The sequence below is a fragment of the Rhizobium sp. AN68 genome, assembly GCF_030758035.1.
In the GTDB taxonomy this organism is placed as follows: Bacteria; Pseudomonadota; Alphaproteobacteria; order Rhizobiales; family Rhizobiaceae; genus Agrobacterium; species Agrobacterium tumefaciens.
The window spans coordinates 2,586,560-2,606,010 of sequence record NZ_JARWMI010000003.1 but is presented as its reverse complement, the minus strand read 5'-3'; the positions used below and the strand labels follow the sequence as shown (position 1 = coordinate 2,606,010).

Genomic DNA, 19,451 nt, shown 5'->3' with positions numbered 1-19,451 from the left:
GGATTTTATTGCCACTCGCGCACATCGACGAAATGACCGGCGATGGCCGCCGCCGCTGCCATGGCGGGGGAGACGAGGTGGGTGCGGCTCTTGTAGCCCTGGCGGCCCTCGAAGTTGCGGTTCGAGGTGGAGGCGCAACGTTCGCCAGGCTTCAGGCGGTCGTCATTCATGGCAAGGCACATGGAGCAGCCCGGTTCGCGCCATTCGAAACCGGCTTCGAGGAAAATCTTGTCCAGACCTTCCTTTTCCGCCTGTTCCTTCACGAGACCGGAGCCGGGCACGATCATGGCCGAGACGGTGGGCGCGACCTTGCGGCCGTCGACGATCTTTGCCGCTGCGCGCAAATCCTCGATGCGGCCATTGGTGCAGGAGCCGATGAAAACGCGGTCGATGGCGATATCGGTGATGCGTGTACCGGGTTTCAAGCCCATATAGTCCAGCGCACGCCACTTTGAAGTACGCTTGTTTTCTTCCTCGATATCATCCGGATTGGGAACGATGCCCTCGACGGACGTCACGTCCTCAGGCGATGAGCCCCAGGAGACGATCGGCGGCAGATTGGCGGCGTCCAGCACCACGATCTTGTCGTAATGGGCGCCCTCATCGGATTTCAGCGTTTTCCAGTAGGCGATGGCCTGTTCCAACGTCTCGCCCTTTGGCGCGCGCGGCTTGTCCTTGATGTAGTCAAAGGTGGTCTCATCAGGCGCGATCAGACCTGCACGGGCGCCGCCCTCGATGGTCATGTTGCAAACCGTCATGCGGCCTTCCATGGAGAGCGAGCGGATTGCCTCACCGGCAAATTCAATCACATGGCCGGTGCCGCCCGCTGTGCCGATCTCGCCGATAATGGCGAGGATGATGTCCTTGGCGGTGACGCCTTCTGGAACCTTGCCATCGACACGCACCAGCATGTTCTTGGCCTTTTTCTGGATCAGCGTCTGGGTCGCCAGCACATGCTCCACTTCCGACGTGCCGATGCCGTGCGCCAGCGCGCCGAAAGCACCATGGGTGGAGGTGTGGCTGTCGCCGCAAACAATCGTCATGCCCGGCAGGGTGAAGCCCTGTTCCGGGCCAACGATGTGGACGATGCCCTGACGCTTGTCGCGCTCGGAATAATATTCGACACCGAAATCCTTGGCATTCTGCGCAAGCGCTTCCACCTGGATACGGCTTTCCTCGTTCTTGATGCCTTCCAGCCGGTCGGCTGTGGTTGGCACGTTATGATCGACGACGGCAAGCGTGCGGGTGGGCGAATGGACCGGACGGCCGGCGATGCGCAGGCCTTCAAAGGCCTGCGGGCTCGTCACCTCATGGACCAGGTGACGGTCGATATAGAGAAGACAGGTTCCGTCCGGGTCACGATTGACGACGTGGTCGTCCCAGATCTTGTCGTATAAGGTGCGGGGTGCGCTCATGGCTCTATGCCTTGTCATGGAAAGGTAAAATCAGGGTTCAGTAAGGCGGTGGACAGCGGGTGCTGTCAGGCGAGCCTAAGTCGGCTGTTGAGCGCCCCGGAAATGCGCGCAAAAAACCGTGCCGGCAGACGCTTGTGGTCCTGCAGCACATAAACATTCTGCGCGAGACATCCGAATTTAGATCCCATAGCGGTCTTCATAGCAGATTGCCGGTTTCGCGGCAATATGAATGCACGCAGACCGTAAAACGGTGACCCGGCGGCTTTGATGTGCGCCGCATCATGCACTCAGGGCTTTAAAATGCCGGTTTCGCAGCCTTTTCGGCATTGCTTATGATGCAATGCAACTTGCGTATCTTGCGGCGCACATATAGATGGGTCCCCTTATCATTTGCATTTCGACGAGCAATCGAAGGGAGGGAAAAGCACATGGTATCGGAAAAATCCCTAATCTCGAAGATCACCTGGCGGCTGATGCCGTTTCTTGGCCTTCTCTATCTCATCGCCTATATCGACCGGCAGAATGTCAGCTATGCCAAGCTGCAGATGGTCGATGCGCTGAGCCTCAGCGAATATGCCTACGGACTTGGCGCTTCGCTGTTCTTCATCGGCTATTTCCTCTTTGAGGTTCCGAGCAACCTTTTCCTCAACCGTTTCGGCGCCAGCAAATGGTTCGCCCGCATTCTGGTTTCCTGGGGTGCCGTCACCATCGCGCTTGCCTACACGCAGAATGCGACGATGTTCTACATCCTGCGCTTCCTGCTCGGGCTTTGCGAGGCCGGTTTCTTCCCGGGCGTGCTGTTCCTTATGACGCTGTGGTTCCCGCGCGATTATCGCGGCCGCATGATCGGCTTGTTCATGATCTTCAGTGCGCTTGCCAATGCCATCGGCGCACCGCTTGGCGGCATGCTGCTCGATCTCGATGGTTTCCTCGGTTATGCCGGCTGGGAATGGGTGTTCCTGGCGACGGGTATTCCCGCCGTGATCGCCGGTATCGTTACCTTCTTCTATCTGGACGATACGCCGGAAAAGGCGAAGTTCCTGACGCAGGCCGAGAAGGACTGGTTGAAGAACCGCCTGGCCGAAGAAAACAAGGGCATGGAAGAGCATGCGGAGGACGGCTTCAAGGCGCTGATCAATCCGCGCGTGCTGTTCATGGCGCTTTGCTATGTCGGCTTTCCGCTGGCGGCCTATGGTCTCAGCTACTGGCTGCCGACGATCGTAAAGAGCTTCGGCGTTTCCAACACCGCCAACGGCTTCATCAACATCATCCCCTGGGTGATCGTGGCCGTCGCTCTCTTCGTCGTGCCCCTGGCGGCTGACAAGGCAAAAAACAAAACGCCTTATATCGTCGGACCTGCCTTCGTCGGCGCGTTTTGCCTGCTGATGTCGGCGCTGCTCAGCGATCCGGTATTGCAGTTCGCCTTCCTTTGCATCGCCGCTGCGGGCATTTTTGCCGGCCAGCCGGTGTTCTGGAGCCTGCCCGGCCGCTTCCTCAAGGGAGCCGGTGCCGCTGCCGGCATCGCCGCCATCAATTCCGTCGGCAATCTCGGTGGTTTCGTGGCGCAGAACGTGGTGCCCTGGATCAAGGACCAGACCGGCAGCACCATTGCGCCGATGTTCTTCCTTGCCTTCTGCCTTGCGCTGGCAGGTGTGCTCGTCATCATCGCGGCGAGAAAAATGGGCAATCAGGCCGAGGCCGCCTGATCTGCAAGATTGCGAAGCGCAGGTATAATTTCCGAACCGCCGCATATGTAAAAAATCATGGCCCGGATATGTCCGGGCCATGATCCATTTAACGGTAACCGATGAAATTCTCTTCGAGAGAAATTACGCCGTGAACCAATCGCTGCCGGTCAGGTGAACGCCGGAGAGAATGATCTTCTCACCCTTGTGCTCGCCAGTAACGTTGTAGCTGAGGACGGTATCGTTATCAAAGGTCGAAACCGCCCAGTTATCGATCACTGTACCGACCAGCTTGAGCTTGTCCATGGAGGCGTTGAAGCCTTCGATGGTATCTGTGGCAAAGCTCTTCGCCATGTCACCCAGATTGAAGACGAAGGTATCGGCGCCACCGCTTGCGATGATGTGGTCGATGCCCTTGCCACCGGTGACCAGCGACGAAGCGAGCTTTACACCGCTCAGGTCGATAGAGTCGTTACCCGCACCGGCATCGATTTTGACGGAGGTGTAGCTGCCGTCGGTGACACCAGCACCACCATTCACAGCGCCGGTATTGGCGGCAAGACCGCCCGTGCCCGCAGCCGACGTGTCATTGAAGGCAGCGCCGGCCTTGACGGTGATCGTGTCGTTGCCTGCGCCGGTGTCGATGTTGAAATTGTTGACCCAGGTCTTTTCGTTCGAAACGACAGATACGGTAACCGTGTCGTTGCCTGCGCCGGTCGTGATGTTACCGCGCTTGGCATTGAGAACTTCAACGGTGGACGAACCGGTGCCGCCGAGGTGAACGTCTACCTGTACAAAATCCTTGAACTTAAGGTTTTCAGAGGTGTCAGACTGGGCGAGAGCGTTCTTCACCGAATTCCATGCCGAGGATACGTCAAATGTGAAGCCGTTTGCGTTGGGGTCGTAGCCGACATCGACAGTGCCACCAGCACCGGTACCGGCAACCGCCACAGCGCCAACGCTGACAGCGCCTGAATCGAGCGTAGAGCCGTTTTTGACCTGTGCTGTGGATTCCGTGAGGAGCTTATATGCTTCCTGATCGATCAGGCTGGTGAGTGACGAAACCGATGCCGCGCCGCCATTACCAAAAGTTACTTTTAACGCCATTTTACTCTCCTATAAATTTTTGAGAATTCGATGTATCGAAATTAAATTTAATAAATATTGCGGGTGATAATTAGTACATTATAAATGGCAAGACAATATGAGAAATTGTTTTTTTTGGAAAAATTCTCGCTCTTGGTGTATTTGCGAATCGTTTCTAAGAAAACATGTAATGAAAGTCTTTTATTCCTGCAGGAACGTCTTTCTAAGCCTGTCCTGGAACGGTTTGACAAAATAGGAAAGAACGCTTCTTTCGCTTGTCTGTATGAAGACTTCGGCCGGCATGCCCGGATACAACCGTCCACCTGGTATATGGTCCATTCCAGTTTTGCTCGGCTTGATGCGCAGTGCGTAAAATGACGCACCGCTTCGGGAATCTGTCTGCAAGTCCGGGGCGACGACTGCGACTTCAGCGCTTACATCCGGCGTCGTGCTCTGATTGAAAGCCGTGAAGCGAATGGTCACTGGCTGCCCGACATAGATCTGGTCTATGTCGTTTGGAAGAACATTGGCGTCGATTGCAAGATCTTCCTTTGCCGGCACCACCAGCATAAGCACTTCGCCCGGCTGGATGACGCCGTTTATGTTGTGCACCGACAGCTGGTAGATACGCCCCGCAATCGGCGAGCGAATATCGAGGCGGTCGAGCTGGTCGCGTGTTGCCGCAAGCCGTTCCTCGTATTCCGCAACGGTGGCTTCGATTGACGTCAGATCTTTTGTGACCTCGGACTTGCGGTCCTCGTCAAGCTGAAGCGACTGCAAGTCCATTTCGCTCAGCTTGCCTACCGTCTGCGCACGCGCGGCCATATACTGGCCCTGTTGACCTTCGAGATTGGAAAGCTGCCGCTTGAGAAGGTTGAGGCGCTGAAGCGTTACCAGCCCCTTTGCATATAGCTCCCGTGTCTTTGAGACGTCTTCCCTTACGATAGCAAGTTCATTGTTGGTCGCCTCAATCTGCACGTCCATGCCCCGCGCTTCATCGGCTAGCTGATCCTTGCGCGTTACCAATTGCTTCTTCATGCCGATCAGTGCACTGCGACGGCTGTTGAAAAGGTTCTGCTCACTGTCGATGAATGTTTTGGCAGCCTTCGAATTGGTCAAGACGGCCAGATCTTCCGGCGTTGTGAAAGAGGTGGCGTCGGAGATTTCGGCACGCAGACGCGCGCGGCGTGCATAAAGCTGCGCGAGCGTATTTTCGACAATGGACAGGTTTGCCTGAACGATCGTGCCACTCAGCCGCAGCAAAACCTGACCGGCCTCCACCGTGTCACCTTCCGCAACATTGATCTGGCTGACGATACCGCCGGAAAGGTGCTGAATTTTCTTGGAGTTGCCTTCGACAACGACCCGGCCCGTGGCGACGACCGCCCCCGAAAGCTTCGCGAGAGCCGCCCAGCCACCCAGGCCGAAAAGAAGGCCGGCAGCGAGAACGACTACGGCGGTTGAGTGTTTGACGATAGATGTTTTCGTCACGCGGGTTTTTTCTCCCTCAACCATTTTCACCCACCCGGCTTTCCAGCTTACGTACTTCTTCTTCTGTTTCCGGCACCTGGCGAATATTTTGACGCAGGATTTGCGCAAGCACCTCTTCCTTGGTGCCGAAGCGAAGCATGCGGCCGTTGCTCATCACCATCACAAGATTGACGCTTTCGATGGCGCTCGGACGATGGGCAATGACGACCACGATGCCGCCCCGCGCCCTTATGTCGCCAATGGCGTTGCGCAAGGCTGCCTCGCCTTCGCTGTCCAGATTGGAGTTCGGCTCATCGAGGATGACAAAGAATGGCTCACCGAAAAGTGCCCGCGCTAGGCCGATGCGCTGTTTTTGTCCGCCTGATAATGCCTCTCCACGGTCGCCGATATAGGTGTCGTAACCGTTGGGCAGGTTCAAGATGAGATCATGAACCTGAGCGGCCTTGGCTGCCGAAACGATGGCTTCCGCCGTTGCGTCACGGTCGAAGCGCGCGATATTTTGCGCGACCGTGCCTGGCATCAGCTCCACCTGCTGGGGCATGTAACCGATGGACTTACCGAGAACCTCGAAATCCCACTGGTTCAGTGCGGCCCCATCGAAGCGCACGGAGCCGCGCTCATAGGGCCAGATACCGGTTATCAAACGTGCCAGCGTGGATTTACCGGAAGCGCTCGGCCCAATGATGCCAAGGCCATCGCCCGCGTTCAACGTGAAGGAAATATCGGCCACGGTATCTCGCGCACCATTGGGCGGACCGCCGGTCACGCGATCGATGGCAACGGTATATTTCGGTGGCGGCAGGGAAAGCGGCTCTGCGGGTTCCGGTACGAGTTCGAGAAACTCGTTGATGCGTTTCCAGCCCTGTCTCGCAGTCATGAAGCTGCGCCAGTTTGCAATTGCGTGTTCGACAGGGCCCAGCGCTTTGGCCGAGAGGATGGAGCCTGCGATGATGCTACCCGCTGACGCATGCCCCTCGATAACCAGCAGGGCGCCGATTGCCATCACACCCGACTGTAACAAAAGGCGGAATGTTCGGGAAATCGCGGCGAGCATGCCCGCCGTGTCCGACGTCGAGAGTGTGACGGCGCGGTAATTGGAGTGCAGATCGTCCCACATCGACGTCACCGCATTCATCATGCCCATGGTTCTTATGGATTCGATGTTGCGCTGGCTGCTGCCGACGAGTGCATTTCTCTGTCCGCGCACGGTGTAGGCCTGTTTGGTCGCCCTTTCGGTCAGCCAGTTGGTTACGAGCGTCAGCACAACAAGGACCAGGGCGCCGCCAAGCACGGCAAAACCGATCCAGGGATGCAAGGCAAAACAGATCAGCAGATAGATGGGCAGCCAGGGAATATCAAAGAAAGCTGCTGGTCCCGGCCCGGACAGAAATTGACGTATCTGATCGAGATCGCCGACGATCTGCAGCCCGTCTACCTTGCCGTAGGCGGCAAGTGGTGCGCTGATTGATGCCCTGAAGAGCTTTTGATTGAGCTCGTCGTCCATATTGTCCGAGATGCGAGCCAATATCCGGCCGCGCAGAGCATCGAACCCCACGAGAAAGGCATAGAGAATAACCAGCAGAACAACGAGAGCGACAAGAGAAGGAATACTCTTGCTCGGCAGAATCCGGTCATAAACCTCCAGCATGAAAAGGGAGCCGGAAAGATTGAGAATATTCATGAGTGCGCTGGCAAGGCCGACAGCGAAGAAAGCGCGCTTATTTTTTGTTAAAAAAGAATTAAAAAAAAACATATCAACACCTAAAACTGCGCGAAAATTGCACAATAAGTGAAACTAGGCAATGCTATTAGAGAATGTTCTAAATAAATTAGGCAAAGAGATAAGTAGCAATACGACTTTGATCTTGATCTGTCGATACGGAGATGGGGTCGAAGGCTGGACGTGACGCTATGTCGCCCACCAGATTGTTATGGCGCATCGATGCAACAAAAAAGGCGGTCCAAAGACCGCCTTCTCCGTAAATCCATCAAAATGGAAATCTTATTCCGCTGCAGTTTCCGCAGCCTTTGCTGCTTCTTCCGCTGCCTTGGCTTCTGCTGCTTCGGCTGCTGCCTTTTCGGCGGCGAGAGCCTGTGCTGCTGCTACCTTTTCAGCTTCCAGACGTGCCTTTTCTTCGGCGACTGCCTGGCGCTCGGATTCGTTCAGCTTGCGGGCGCGCGTACCGGTGTTTTCAACGATACGGGCAGCCTTGCCGCGACGGTCGCGCAGGTAGTAGAGCTTCGCGCGGCGAACCTTACCGCGGCGAACGATTTCAACGCCTTCGACCAGCGGCGAGTAGATCGGGAATACGCGCTCGACGCCTTCGCCGTAGGAGATCTTGCGAACGGTGAAGCTCTCGGAAAGGCCGCCGCCGGAACGGGCGATGCAAACGCCTTCGTAAGCCTGAACGCGGGTACGGTTACCTTCGGTAACGCGCACGTTGACGCGCAGCGTGTCGCCCGGAGAAAACTCAGGCAGGGTGCGCTTTGCTTCGATCTTGGCAGCCTGTTCGGCTTCCAGCTGCTGAATGATATTGGTCATGTTAACCTCTGATTTCTTCTGAAACAGCCAGAGCGCTCAACGTTTCGTCTGTCGGTCAATGCCTTCAGACCATGCCGTGCGGCAGGAGCGGGTTCGCCATTCTTTGCTTGCGGTTAAAGGGGAAAACCCCAATTCCACGCGGGCACATACACGAGGTAGCGCCATTTGTCATCCCTTCATGACAATATTTTATCAATTGTGGGCGACGTACGGGCTGTTGCGAAGGTGCGTTTCCCCGGTTATGGCATGAAAACCTTGGGAGGGGCCATGTCCGTACTTATTATCATGATGCTGTTTGCGACCGGCTTTCTATCTGGCGTGGTCAATGCGATCGCCGGTGGCGGCACCTTTTTGACCTTCGGGGCGATGACGCTTGCAGGCCTGCCGCCGATTGTCGCCAATGCCACGTCGGCGATCGTGCAGTTTCCCGGTTACATCACCTCCGTGATCGCCTACGGGCCTGAAATCCGCGCCCACTGGCGCGAGGCGATCCTCCTGTCGGCCGTCTCCATCGTCGGCGGGCTGGCGGGGTCGCTTTTGCTCCTGTCGCTCGACAACCCCTCCTTCCGCCAGCTTGTGCCGTGGTTGCTTCTGGCCGCAACCGTTGTTTTCGCCGCTGGCCCGTGGCTGCGACCGAAGGCCAGTGCCGAGCGTTCACCCGGTAATGTGCCGAGCCTCTTCTTTCAGGGGCTCGCCTCCATCTATGGTGGTTTTTTCGGGGCGGGCATGGGCATCATGATGCTGGCCATCCTCGGAATGACCTCGGGTGGCAGCTATCATCATCTGAATGCCCTGAAGAACCTGCTCTCGGTAGTGATCGCGATCATCGCCATTACGATCTTCGTCAGCGGCGGCGTCGTTTCCTGGTGGGCCGCCCTCATCATGTTCCCGGCGGCCGCGCTTGGCGGATATGTGGGAGTGCACACGGCAAGGCGGGTGCCGCAGTGGATCATCCGCTGGCTGGTCATTGCAGTCGGGCTGGTGCTGACGGCCTATTATTTCGTCTCGGTTTAAACCTTGGCCTTTTCCAGCAGGTCGGGCCGTCTTTCCTTCGTCAACGCCAGCGCCTGCTCGTGCCGCCATTTGTCGATGACGGCGTGATTGCCAGAGGTGAGAACGGCTGGGATGTCGCGGCCTTCCCAGACCTGCGGACGGGTGTAGTGCGGATGCTCCAGAAGCCCACCCTCGAAGCTCTCATGCACGCCTGAGAGATCGTTGCCCATGACGCCCGGCAGAATGCGGACAATGGCGTCCAGAAGCGTCAGGGCGGCCGGCTCGCCGCCGGAGAGAATGTAATCGCCGATCGACACTTCCTCCAGCCCGCGCGCCTCTATGACCCGCTGGTCGACGCCTTCGAAGCGGCCACACACGATAATCGCGCCGTCGCCTGCCGCCAGTTCGCGCACTCGGTCCTGCGACAGTGGCTTGCCGCGCGGGCTCATCAGCAGACGCGGTCGCTTATCTCCATCTGAAACATGGTCGATGGCTGCGGCCAGAATGTCGGGTTTCAGCACCATGCCGGCGCCGCCGCCTGCCGGGGTGTCGTCCACGCTTCTGTGCCTGTCGGTGGCGAATTCACGGATCTGCACGGCCTCAAGTGACCATTGCTTGCGCTCCAGCGCCTTGCCCGCCAGCGAATATCCGAGATGCCCGGGAAACATTTCCGGGTAGAGCGTCAGAACGGTAGCCTTGAACGTCATGACCTTATTTCTTGCCGAAAGGCGATGCGCCGGTTTCGTCTTTGTCGTCCGGATTGTCGATCAGGCCGGCAGCCATGGGATCGATGAGAATGCGTCTCGCCTCCAGATCGATTTCAAGCACGGCTGCTTCCGAAAAGGGGATGAGGGCGGGACGGCGGCCCGCACCTTTCAGCTCCAGGAGGTCGCCTGCGCCGAAATCGTAAACGGCGCTGACGGCGCCATAGCTTTTGCCTTCGGCATCGACGGCTTCCAGCCCTTCGAGGTCGGCATAATAAAATTCGTCGTCGTCCAGCTCGTCATCCGGCAGATTGTCGCGTTCGATGAACAGTTCGAGCCCGTTCAGGCTTTCCGCCGCATTGCGGTCGTTGATACCCCTGAAGCGGACGACAACCACATTCTTGCCCTCGCGGACTTCCAGAATTTCGAAGACGCGGCCATCTGCGCTCACCAGATTGCCGTAATCGCCGAGCGCCATCGGTTCGTCCGTATAGGTGCTGACGCGGACTTCGCCGCGCAATCCCTGTGCGCCGCCGATCTTTGCCATGAGTATCGGGTTTTCCAGCTTTGCCATCGGGCCGTCCGTCTTCTGGTGTTGGTTGCGTTTGGTTTACAGCATCAGCGCGAAAATCGGAATCGATTTTCACAGGGCACGATGCGCAGATCCAACGCGCTAGAGCATAGTTCCTGACGCTCTAAAGTTTGTTGATACCAAAATAAACAAAAAACGGGCGGCATGGAAAACCACGCCACCCGTTCTCTAAAATTCTATTGCAGATTATTCTGCAGCAGAAGCTTCTGCTGCAGCAGCAGCTGCGTCTTCAGCCTTCTGCTTCTTTTCTGCAACGCGTTCCAGAGCGCGCTTGCCCGGCAGTGCCTTTTCCGGGTTGCTGCGAGCGGCGCGATCGGCAAGGCCTGCCTCTGCGAGGAAGCGCAGAACGCGGTCGGTCGGCTGTGCGCCCTTGGCGATCCATTCCTTGATGAGGTCAGCCTTCAGCTCGATGCGCTGCGGGTTGTCCTTGGCGAGCATCGGGTTCCAGGAACCGACCTTCTCGAGGAAACGGCCGTCGCGGGGCGAACGGGCGTCAGCAACGACGATCTGGTAGTACGGGCGCTTCTTGGAACCACCGCGTGCGAGACGAATTTTAAGTGCCATGTTATTTACTCCTTGAGATAGCTTGTCCGCCGGTTAGGCGGTCTTTTCATTACCGCCATGTTCGGCGGCTATTGCTTCATGATGCCGGATGACTTCCTTGATGACGAAGTTTAGAAACTTCTCGGCGAAATCCGGATCCAGATTTGCATCCTTTGCCAGACGGCGAAGGCGTTCGATCTGGTATTCCTCGCGCGCCGGGTCCGCCGGCGGCAAATTGTATTTTGCCTTCAGCACGCCCACCGCCTTGGTACAGCGGAAACGTTCGGCAAGAATGTGAACCAGTGCGGCATCGATATTGTCGATCGACTGGCGGTATTCGGAAAGCTGGGCTTTCACTTCTGCGTTGTTCACTGGCGTCGCCCTCACTTCTTTTTCGGGAAGCCGGGCAGGCCCGGCATGCCGCCAAGACCCGGCAGCTTTGTCCCGCCCAGACCGGGTAGCCCGCCGGGCAGACCACCGAGACCGGGCATTGCGCCCGGCTTGCCAAGACCGGCAGCTTCAGCCTGTTTTTGAAGCGCTTCGAGCTGCTTCGGGTCGATGTTCGACAGATCAGGCATGCCGCCGCCCATCATGCCACCAAGCCCCATCTTGCCCGCAAGGCCGCCCATCATCTGCTTCATGATGCCGCCCTTGCCCTTGCCGCCCATGGCTTTCATCATGTCGGCCATGCCACGGTGCATCTTCAAGAGCTTGTTGATTTCGGCGGCATCGGTTCCGGAACCGGCGGCGATGCGCTTTTTGCGGCTGTGTTTGAGGATATCGGGATTGGCGCGTTCGGCCTTGGTCATCGACGAGATGATGGCGATCTGGCGGTCGAACATCTTGTCGTTGAGGCCTGCGGAAGCCATCTTGTCCTTCATGCCGGCCATGCCGGGCATCAGCCCCATGATGCCGCCCATGCCACCCATCTTCTTCATCTGGGCAAGCTGGTCGGAGAGATCGTTGAGGTCGAACTTGCCCTTGGCCATCTTCTCGGCCATGGCGCGGGCTTTTTCCGCATCAATGTTTTCGGCAGCCTTCTCGACTAGCGAGACAATGTCGCCCATGCCGAGAATACGGTCGGCTATACGGCGCGGATGGAACTCGTCGAGTTCGTTCATGCGCTCGCCGATACCGATCAGCTTGATCGGCTTGCCGGTGACGGCGCGCATGGAGAGGGCCGCACCACCGCGTCCGTCGCCATCCATACGGGTGAGCACGAGACCGGTGATGCCGACGCGTTCATCGAAGTTGCGCGCCAGATTGACGGCGTCCTGACCGGTCAGGGAATCCGCGACCAGCAGGATTTCATGCGGGTTGGACTTCTTCTTGATGTCGGCCATTTCCAGCATCAAGGGTTCGTCGATATGGGTGCGGCCGGCGGTGTCGAGAATGACGACGTCATGGCCGCCAAGCTTTGCGGCCTGCACGGCGCGCGCGGCGATATCTGTCGGCGACTGGCCGGCGATGACCGGCAGCGTGTCGACACCGGTCTGCACGCCCAGCTGGCGAAGCTGTTCCTGTGCGGCCGGACGACGCGTGTCGAGAGATGCCATCAGCACCTTCTTCTTGTCGCGATCGGTCAGGCGCTTGGCGATCTTGCCTGTGGTCGTGGTCTTGCCCGAACCCTGCAGACCCACCATCATGATGACGACAGGGGCGGCCGCATGCAGATCGATCGAGACGCCTTCGGTGCCGAGCATCTCGACAAGTTCGTCATGCACGATCTTGACGACCATCTGGCCGGGCTTGATGGATTTCAGAACGGCTACGCCGACAGCCTTTTCACGCACCTTGTCGGTGAAGGAACGCACGACTTCCAGCGCAACGTCCGCTTCCAGAAGCGCACGGCGAACCTCGCGCAGGGCGGCGGCAACATCGGCTTCCGTCAGCGCGCCACGGCCGGTCAGTCCATTCAGAATGGAACCAAGGCGGTCCTGGAGGTTTTCAAACATCGTTTCTTCCTTCTTCGTTCCGGGGTCTCCGAAACGTCGGTGCTTTCGCTGCCAAAAACAAGACGCAAAGCCAAAAAGCACCCGAGGGCGCATCGCGCTGTCGGGTGTTGACCTCCGGGATCTCTTTATACCTTTGCGGGTCCCGGTCGGCGGCTTGGAGTCATGAAACTGCCAGCTGATTGGCCGCGATAAACAGGAAAGTGCCGTGAAAGTCAAGGGAGTGCCGGTTTTCATGCGGCAAAGCATGCCTTGTCATCTTTACGTGATCAGACGAAAGCTGCGATGGCGGTGCTTGAACGGCGTCGCCTGGCTTCTTATACCATTCCCATGAAACGTCGAAACTTCTTTCGTTTTTCCGCACTTGGTCTGCTTGCTCTTGCGGGCGGCGGCCTGTTTGCGCGCCGCTCTAACGCCAGCGCCTATTATAGTGGGCCGGTCTCCGATCATTTCGACGGGGTGCGTTTCTTCAATCCCAACGGCTCGCCGCCCGGCAATTTCATGGGCCTCCTGAAATGGCGCTTCAACGGCGAGCGCGCCACGTGGCCGGAAAACTATCCCAGCCCGTTTCCGTTCGCAAAGCCGGAGCCCCGCATCGACGGCAAGGACATTCGCGTCACCTTCGTCGGTCACGCCTCCTTTCTCATCCAGACGGCAGGGCTGAATATTCTCATCGATCCGGTGTGGTCGCAGCGTACCAGCCCGTTCAGCTTCGCCGGTCCCAAACGCGTCAACCCGCCGGGCATCCGTTTTGAGGATTTGCCGCCGATCGATCTGGTGCTGGTGACGCATAATCACTACGACCATCTGGATATGGAAACGCTGAAGCGCCTGCACGTGGCGCACAAGCCGCTTTTCATCACGCCGCTTGGCAATGACGCCATCATCCGCACTGGCGTCGAGGCAGCGCGCATCAAGGTGGGGGACTGGGGCGATGTCCTTGAGATTGGTTCGGTCAAAATTCATTTCGAGCCGTGCCACCATTGGTCGGCGCGTGGGCTGAACGACCGGCGCATGGCGCTGTGGGCGGCTTTTGTCATCGAAACGCCTTATGGCAAGATTTATCATATCGGCGATACGGGCTTCCACGACGGCCTCAATTATCACGCCGCGCGCAAGAAACACGGTGAGTTCCGTCTCGCCAACCTGCCTTTCGGCGCCTATGAGCCGCGCTGGTTCATGAAGGGCCAGCACCAGAACCCGGCGGAAGCCGTGGAAGGCATGAAGATCTGCGGTGCGGCACATGTCTGCGGCCACCATTGGGGCACTGTGCAACTGACCGATGAAGCGGTCGAAGCTCCTCTTGTCGCGCTGAAGGCAGCGCTTGCTGAGCAAGGGATAGAGGAGAGCCGCTTCCAGCCCATGCGGCCCGGCGAAGTCTTCGACGTACCTTCCGCCTGAGCGGCTCAGCGGTTTGCGCCGCAACAGTCTGGTAATTTGCCGTCCTTTCCGCCATATAGAGCGAAAGTGCGGGCAAAGCCCGTCTTTATTCCGGTTTCAGGTAGTTTTCAGGTTCAGTACGATGGCGGACACGGTCGAATTTGCGAAGATGAACGGGCTTGGCAACAAGATCCTCGTTGTCGACATGCGCGGCCGCAGGGATATGGTGACGCCTGCGGCGGCCATCGCGCTCAATGCCGATCCCGCCACGCAGTTCGATCAGATCATGGCGATCCACGATCCGCGTGTCGGCGGCACCGATGCATTCATCGATATCCTCAATTCCGACGGCACGAAGGCGCAGGCCTGCGGCAACGGCACGCGCTGCGTGGTGCAGGCGCTGTCCTCTGAAACCGGCAAGGCCACCTTCACCTTCCAGACGGTGGCGGGCATCCTGAACGCCGTCGAGCATGAAGACGGCATGATTTCCGTTGATATGGGCCTGCCGCGTTTTCGCTGGAGCGACATTCCGCTTTCTGAAGAGTTCCACGATACCAGCCGCATCGAGTTGCAGATCGGGCCGATCGACGCGCCGATCCTGCATTCGCCCGCCGTCATGTCCATGGGAAACCCGCACGCCATTTTCTGGGTGGATCGCGATCCGATGGAGTTCGATCTGGAACGCTTCGGTCCGCTTCTGGAAAACCACCCGATGTTCCCTGAAAAGGCCAATATCACGCTGGCGCAGGTTATTTCCGACAGTGCGCTTCGCACCCGCACCTGGGAGCGCGGCGCCGGGCTGACGCTCGCCTGCGGTTCTGCCGCATGTGCCGCTGCCGTTTCCGCTGCGCGCACCGGCCGCACGGGCAGGAAGGTCACTATCGATGTTGCCTCCAGCCCCGTGCGTGTGCCGCTGACAATTGAGTGGCGCGAGGACAACCACGTCATCATGACGGGGCCGGCCGAATGGGAATGGTCCGGCATGGTCGATCCCATCAACGGCACCTGGTCGCGCGATGCCGTGGCTGAGCAGGGGGCCATATGAGCGGCGTCGAGGTCATAACCTTCGGCTGCCGTCTCAATACCTATGAATCGGAAGTGATGCGGGGGGAGGCCGAAAAGGCCGGGCTCAACAATGCCGTCTTGGTCAATACCTGCGCGGTGACGGGCGAGGCGGTGCGCCAGGCGCGCCAGGCCATCCGTCGGGCAAGGCGCGACAATCCGCATGCGCGCATCATCGTGACCGGCTGTGCTGCCCAGACTGAAAAACAGATCTTTGCCGAGATGCCCGAAGTGGATGCGGTGCTGGGCAATGAGGAAAAGCTGAAAAGCGCCTCCTATCGCGCGCTGCCGGATTTCGGCGTTTCGGCGGAAGAAAAGCTGCGCGTCAACGACATCATGAGCATCAAGGCGACGGCGCCGCAGATGGTCAAGCACATTGACGGGCATGTCCGTGCCTTCATTCAAGTGCAGAACGGCTGCGATCATCGCTGTACCTTCTGCATCATTCCCTATGGGCGGGGCAATTCCCGCTCCGTGCCGATGGGCGCTGTGGTGGAGCAGGCGCGCAGGCTGGTGGAAAGCGGTTATTGCGAAATTGTGCTGACCGGGGTGGATGCTACCAGCTACGGTGCCGACCTGCCGGGCGAACCTTCGCTAGGGCTTCTCGCCAAGACATTGCTGAAGCAGGTGCCGGAAATCTTGAGACTTCGGCTATCCTCGATCGACAGCATCGAGGCCGACCATCATCTGATGGATCTGATTGCCGGTGAGGCGCGTTTCATGCCGCATCTTCACCTGTCCCTCCAGCATGGCGACGACATGATCCTGAAACGCATGAAACGCCGTCATCTGCGGGCCGATGCCATCCGTTTCTGTCACGAGGTGCGGTCGCTCCGGCCGGATATCGCATTCGGTGCTGATATGATCGCCGGTTTTCCGACCGAGAACGAAGAGATGTTCGAAAACGCCGCGACGCTTGCGGAAGAATGCGGCATTTCCAGCCTGCACGTATTTCCCTACAGCCCGCGTGCCGGCACGCCGGCGGCGCGTATGCCGCAGCTCGACCGTGCGCTGGTGAAGGAGCGGGCGGCGAGGCTTCGCGAACGTGGCGAGGCACTCAGGCTCGTGCATCTGCAAAATATGGTTGGTTCGACGCAAACGATCCTCGTTGAAAACACCGGTTTTGCGCATACCGACAATTTCACGCTGGTGGCGGCGCCCGATCTTCTCCCGCGCACTCTTGCGCAGGTTGAGATTACCGGCCACAACGGCAAACATCTGAACATGAAGCTTCTCGCAGCGGATGCGGCCTGAAGCGGCACAGGAAAAGACACGGGAACGACCATGGCCCTCGGCTTCATCAAAAAAGTCTTTTCTTTCGGCAAGGACAAGGCCGGGACTGACGGCAAGCCGCAAGAGGATTCCGCGCTTGAACGCGCCAGAGAAAATGTCTCTTTCGATGAGGCGCTGAGCGAAGCCGAAGCACATCCCATTGTCGAGAAAGACCCGGTTTCCGAACTGGAGATCGAGACGGCCGGTGGGCCTGCTCCGGATGCCGATGCGGCCCTTTCCGATGACCAGGAGGAAGAGGACGCGCCGCTTCTGCCCGGCGCCGAGCAGGCCGGAGACATCGGCGTTGTCCCGCTGTCGCTGTTGCAGGCCGAAGCCGCCGCCGAAGAACAGGCCGAGGTTTTGCCCGAAGCTGCCGATGCCGTGCTCGATGTAGATGCGATGGATGCGCTGCTCGATGAGGCGGAGGCTGCCGGTGCCGTTGAGCCCTCTGCCGTTTCGCCTATCTTGCCGAAAGGTTTTGCGTCGGCAAGCGAGCGCGAAGAGCCTGTCGCCGAAGCGCCGCAGCCGAAGCTCAGCTGGTTCCAGCGCCTGCGAGCCGGGCTTGCGCGCACCTCCTCGCAACTTACCACCCAGATTTCGGCGCTGTTCACCAAGCGCAAGCTGGATGAGGATACGCTCGACGAACTGGAAGACCTTCTCATCCAGTCGGATCTGGGTGTCGAGACCGCCATGCGCATCACCGGCGCCCTGTCTTCGGAACGTTACGGCAAGGATGTCAGCGGCGAGGACGTGGCGCGCATCATGGCAGGTGAGATCACCAAGGTCCTGAAACCAGTCGCCAAGCCGTTGGAACTCGATCTTTCACACAAGCCGCATGTCATTCTCGTCGTCGGCGTGAACGGTACGGGCAAAACCACGACCATCGGCAAGCTCGCCTCCAAGCTTTCAGGCTCTGGCCTCAAGGTTATGCTCGCGGCTGGCGATACGTTCCGTGCGGCGGCAATCGAGCAGCTCAAGATCTGGGCGGATCGTACCGGCTCGCAATTCATCGGCACCAAGCTCGGTGCGGATGCCTCGGGTCTGGCTTACGACGCCTATGAGCAGGCGCGTGCGCAAAAAAGCGATGTGCTCATCATTGATACTGCCGGCCGTTTGCAGAACAAGACGGAGCTGATGGCGGAGCTGGAAAAGATCGTGCGCGTGCTCGGCAAGCTCGATCCCGATGCGCCGCATACCGTGCTTCAGACACTGGACGCCACGACCGGGCAGAACGCCTTGAATCAGGTGGAGATATTCCGCAATGTTGCGGGTGTTTCGGGCCTGATTATGACAAAATTGGATGGCACGGCGCGGGGCGGTATCCTCGTGGCCATTGCCGCCAAACACAAGCTGCCGGTGTATTTCATTGGTGTGGGTGAAGGCGTGGACGATCTGGAGCCCTTCGAGGCGGAAGATTTCGCCAAGGCCATTGCGGGAGTTTGAGTATGGATATTGAAAGCAATTCCAAGGAAAGCGAAAAGATGGTGGCGGAAATCAGCCCGCTCCTGAAATTCGTGCTCGAGCTTGGCCCGCTTATGGTGTTCTTTTTCGCCAATTCCCGCGGCGAATGGCTGGCCTCCACTTTTCCGGTACTGACGGAGTTCGGCGGGCCGATCTTCATCGCCACCGGCCTGTTCATGATCGCAACCGCAATTGCGCTTTCCGTCTCATGGATGCTGACGCGCAAGCTGCCGATCATGCCGCTGATATCAGGCATCGTGGTTCTCGTGTTCGGTGCGCTGACGCTGTGGCTGCAGAACGATACCTTCATCAAGATGAAGCCAACCATCGTCAATGCGCTGTTCGGCGTCATTCTGCTGGGCGGCCTGTTTTTCGGCCAATCGCTGCTTGGCTATGTCTTCAATTCGGCCTTCAGGCTGAACGATGAGGGCTGGCGCAAGCTGACGCTGCGCTGGGGTGTGTTCTTCCTCTTTCTCGCCGTGCTGAACGAGGTGGTCTGGCGCATGTTCTCAACCGACGCATGGGTTGCGTTCAAGGTTTGGGGCACGATGCCGATCACGATCATCTTCACCATGGCGCAAATGCCGCTCGTCATGCGTCATTCGCTCGAACCGCTGAACAAGGACGAAAAATGACAGTTGCAGAGATGCCGGCTTCCCGTCCGCGCTCGTTCAAATGGTTCGGTGTCGCTGCCGGACTTCTTCTCCTGCAGATCGTCATCCTCTATGCCATGGGCCGCATTCCCATTTGCGAATGCGGTTATGTGAAGCTGTTCGAACCCGGTGTGAACACGCCGGGCAATTCCCAGCATCTTGCCGACTGGTACACGCCCTCACACATTATCCACGGCTTCTTGTTTTACGGGCTCGCCTGGCTGCTGTTTCGCAAGAAACCCCTTTCCATGCGGCTTTCTTTTGCGGTTTTGATAGAGGCAGCTTGGGAAATCCTCGAAAACTCGCCGCTCATCATCGATCGTTATCGCACGGCGACCATGGCGCTGGGTTATACCGGCGACAGCATCCTGAACTCCGCGATGGACACCGTTTTCATGGCGCTGGGTTTCCTCTTCGCCGCCCGCGTGCCGGTGTGGCTGACGGTTGTGATCGCCATCTTCTTTGAAATCTTCACCGGCTGGCTGATCCGCGATAATCTGACGCTGAACGTAGTGATGCTTGTCTGGCCCGTCGAAGCGATCAAGCAATGGCAGAACGCGCTCCCGCCAATGTGAAGATATCTGCCCGTACGTGCGTCGGAAAGGCACGAAAACCCTGCG

Annotated in this window: 18 protein-coding genes; 8 read left to right on the top strand and 10 right to left on the bottom strand. The window is 58.4% G+C overall.

The annotated features are described in order from the left end of the window. Positions 1-5 precede the first annotated feature (5 nt). On the bottom strand, positions 6-1,415 hold the full coding sequence (leuC, locus tag RBH71_RS25685) for a 3-isopropylmalate dehydratase large subunit (RefSeq protein ID WP_003516597.1): 1,410 nt from the start codon (positions 1,413-1,415) through the stop codon (positions 6-8). Positions 1,416-1,843: 428 nt separating this feature from the next. On the opposite strand from leuC, the gene RBH71_RS25680 reads away from it, so the two are divergent. Continuing rightward, positions 1,844-3,121 carry an MFS transporter gene (locus tag RBH71_RS25680; protein ID WP_003516599.1) on the top strand — a complete coding sequence of 426 codons (1,278 nt, stop codon included), beginning with the start codon at positions 1,844-1,846 and terminating at the stop codon, positions 3,119-3,121. A 123-nt stretch (positions 3,122-3,244) separates the two neighbouring features. Here RBH71_RS25680 and RBH71_RS25675 read toward each other — a convergent pair whose 3' ends face one another. The 4 genes from RBH71_RS25675 to rplS form a co-directional block, all read right to left on the bottom strand. Further along, entirely contained in the window at positions 3,245-4,207 is a 963-nt protein-coding gene (locus RBH71_RS25675; RefSeq protein ID WP_003516601.1) for a hypothetical protein, read from the bottom strand. A 180-nt stretch (positions 4,208-4,387) separates the two neighbouring features. Then, positions 4,388-5,701 (bottom strand): HlyD family type I secretion periplasmic adaptor subunit, encoded by a 1,314-nt coding sequence (locus tag RBH71_RS25670; protein WP_003516603.1) that lies wholly within the window; start codon positions 5,699-5,701, stop codon positions 4,388-4,390. Then, complete coding sequence (locus RBH71_RS25665) at positions 5,694-7,358, bottom strand: type I secretion system permease/ATPase (RefSeq protein WP_003516605.1); 1,665 nt, start codon at positions 7,356-7,358, stop codon at positions 5,694-5,696. The genes RBH71_RS25670 and RBH71_RS25665 overlap by 8 nt, the downstream gene beginning before the upstream one ends. Before the next feature lie 321 nt (positions 7,359-7,679). After that, the gene (rplS, locus tag RBH71_RS25660; RefSeq protein ID WP_003492508.1) at positions 7,680-8,219 is read right to left on the bottom strand and encodes a 50S ribosomal protein L19; all 540 of its coding nucleotides are present in this window, start codon (positions 8,217-8,219) and stop codon (positions 7,680-7,682) included. A gap of 267 nt (positions 8,220-8,486) precedes the next feature. Here rplS and RBH71_RS25655 point away from each other — a divergent pair, with 267 nt between their 5' ends. Then, positions 8,487-9,233: a sulfite exporter TauE/SafE family protein gene (locus RBH71_RS25655; RefSeq protein WP_003516607.1), complete on the top strand. Its 747-nt coding sequence runs from the start codon at positions 8,487-8,489 to the stop codon at positions 9,231-9,233. Here the strand turns inward: RBH71_RS25655 and trmD are convergent. The 5 genes from trmD to ffh all read right to left on the bottom strand — a co-directional run bounded on the left by trmD (position 9,230) and on the right by ffh (position 13,006). Next, on the bottom strand, positions 9,230-9,919 hold the full coding sequence (trmD, locus tag RBH71_RS25650) for a tRNA (guanosine(37)-N1)-methyltransferase TrmD (protein ID WP_003516609.1): 690 nt from the start codon (positions 9,917-9,919) through the stop codon (positions 9,230-9,232). The two genes, RBH71_RS25655 and trmD, sit on opposite strands and share 4 nt — an antisense overlap. Positions 9,920-9,923: 4 nt before the next feature. Then, positions 9,924-10,490, bottom strand: a complete 567-nt coding sequence (gene rimM, locus RBH71_RS25645; RefSeq protein ID WP_003516610.1) for a ribosome maturation factor RimM — start codon at positions 10,488-10,490, stop codon at positions 9,924-9,926. A gap of 204 nt (positions 10,491-10,694) precedes the next feature. Beyond that, complete coding sequence (gene rpsP / locus RBH71_RS25640; RefSeq protein WP_003516612.1) at positions 10,695-11,072, bottom strand: 30S ribosomal protein S16; 378 nt, start codon at positions 11,070-11,072, stop codon at positions 10,695-10,697. Between the two features lie 33 nt (positions 11,073-11,105). Continuing rightward, the gene (locus tag RBH71_RS25635) at positions 11,106-11,423 is read right to left on the bottom strand and encodes a chorismate mutase (protein ID WP_013636924.1); all 318 of its coding nucleotides are present in this window, start codon (positions 11,421-11,423) and stop codon (positions 11,106-11,108) included. A gap of 11 nt (positions 11,424-11,434) precedes the next feature. Next, entirely contained in the window at positions 11,435-13,006 is a 1,572-nt protein-coding gene (gene ffh / locus RBH71_RS25630) for a signal recognition particle protein (RefSeq protein ID WP_323687548.1), read from the bottom strand. A gap of 282 nt (positions 13,007-13,288) precedes the next feature. On the opposite strand from ffh, the gene RBH71_RS25625 reads away from it, so the two are divergent. From RBH71_RS25625 to RBH71_RS25600, 6 genes are all read left to right on the top strand, one after another. Next, complete coding sequence (locus RBH71_RS25625; RefSeq protein WP_003516618.1) at positions 13,289-14,404, top strand: MBL fold metallo-hydrolase; 1,116 nt, start codon at positions 13,289-13,291, stop codon at positions 14,402-14,404. A gap of 121 nt (positions 14,405-14,525) precedes the next feature. Continuing rightward, complete coding sequence (dapF, locus tag RBH71_RS25620) at positions 14,526-15,428, top strand: diaminopimelate epimerase (protein WP_003516620.1); 903 nt, start codon at positions 14,526-14,528, stop codon at positions 15,426-15,428. Further along, positions 15,425-16,699, top strand: coding sequence for a tRNA (N(6)-L-threonylcarbamoyladenosine(37)-C(2))-methylthiotransferase MtaB (gene mtaB / locus RBH71_RS25615; RefSeq protein WP_003516621.1), 1,275 nt, complete (start codon positions 15,425-15,427; stop codon positions 16,697-16,699). Before dapF ends, mtaB begins: the two co-directional genes overlap by 4 nt. Positions 16,700-16,729: 30 nt before the next feature. Then, positions 16,730-18,160 carry a signal recognition particle-docking protein FtsY gene (gene ftsY, locus RBH71_RS25610; protein WP_003516623.1) on the top strand — a complete coding sequence of 477 codons (1,431 nt, stop codon included), beginning with the start codon at positions 16,730-16,732 and terminating at the stop codon, positions 18,158-18,160. A 2-nt stretch (positions 18,161-18,162) separates the two neighbouring features. Beyond that, complete coding sequence (locus RBH71_RS25605) at positions 18,163-18,813, top strand: septation protein A (RefSeq protein WP_003516625.1); 651 nt, start codon at positions 18,163-18,165, stop codon at positions 18,811-18,813. Beyond that, positions 18,810-19,406, top strand: coding sequence for a DUF2585 domain-containing protein (locus RBH71_RS25600; RefSeq protein WP_003516627.1), 597 nt, complete (start codon positions 18,810-18,812; stop codon positions 19,404-19,406). Before RBH71_RS25605 ends, RBH71_RS25600 begins: the two co-directional genes overlap by 4 nt. Positions 19,407-19,451: the final 45 nt, after the last annotated feature.

Coding starts and splice junctions, on each gene's coding strand:
- ftsY (WP_003516623.1), top strand. CDS start 16,730: ATGGCCCTCGGCTTCATCAAAAAAGTCTTTTCTTTCGGCAAGGACAAG.
- RBH71_RS25670 (WP_003516603.1), bottom strand. CDS start 5,701: ATGGTTGAGGGAGAAAAAACCCGCGTGACGAAAACATCTATCGTCAAA.
- rplS (WP_003492508.1), bottom strand. CDS start 8,219: ATGACCAATATCATTCAGCAGCTGGAAGCCGAACAGGCTGCCAAGATC.
- RBH71_RS25655 (WP_003516607.1), top strand. CDS start 8,487: ATGTCCGTACTTATTATCATGATGCTGTTTGCGACCGGCTTTCTATCT.
- RBH71_RS25665 (WP_003516605.1), bottom strand. CDS start 7,358: ATGAATATTCTCAATCTTTCCGGCTCCCTTTTCATGCTGGAGGTTTAT.
- rimM (WP_003516610.1), bottom strand. CDS start 10,490: ATGGCAAAGCTGGAAAACCCGATACTCATGGCAAAGATCGGCGGCGCA.
- leuC (WP_003516597.1), bottom strand. CDS start 1,415: ATGAGCGCACCCCGCACCTTATACGACAAGATCTGGGACGACCACGTC.
- ffh (WP_323687548.1), bottom strand. CDS start 13,006: ATGTTTGAAAACCTCCAGGACCGCCTTGGTTCCATTCTGAATGGACTG.
- RBH71_RS25625 (WP_003516618.1), top strand. CDS start 13,289: ATGGCGGTGCTTGAACGGCGTCGCCTGGCTTCTTATACCATTCCCATG.
- trmD (WP_003516609.1), bottom strand. CDS start 9,919: ATGACGTTCAAGGCTACCGTTCTGACGCTCTACCCGGAAATGTTTCCC.
- RBH71_RS25605 (WP_003516625.1), top strand. CDS start 18,163: ATGGATATTGAAAGCAATTCCAAGGAAAGCGAAAAGATGGTGGCGGAA.
- RBH71_RS25680 (WP_003516599.1), top strand. CDS start 1,844: ATGGTATCGGAAAAATCCCTAATCTCGAAGATCACCTGGCGGCTGATG.
- rpsP (WP_003516612.1), bottom strand. CDS start 11,072: ATGGCACTTAAAATTCGTCTCGCACGCGGTGGTTCCAAGAAGCGCCCG.
- mtaB (WP_003516621.1), top strand. CDS start 15,425: ATGAGCGGCGTCGAGGTCATAACCTTCGGCTGCCGTCTCAATACCTAT.
- dapF (WP_003516620.1), top strand. CDS start 14,526: ATGGCGGACACGGTCGAATTTGCGAAGATGAACGGGCTTGGCAACAAG.
- RBH71_RS25675 (WP_003516601.1), bottom strand. CDS start 4,207: ATGGCGTTAAAAGTAACTTTTGGTAATGGCGGCGCGGCATCGGTTTCG.
- RBH71_RS25600 (WP_003516627.1), top strand. CDS start 18,810: ATGACAGTTGCAGAGATGCCGGCTTCCCGTCCGCGCTCGTTCAAATGG.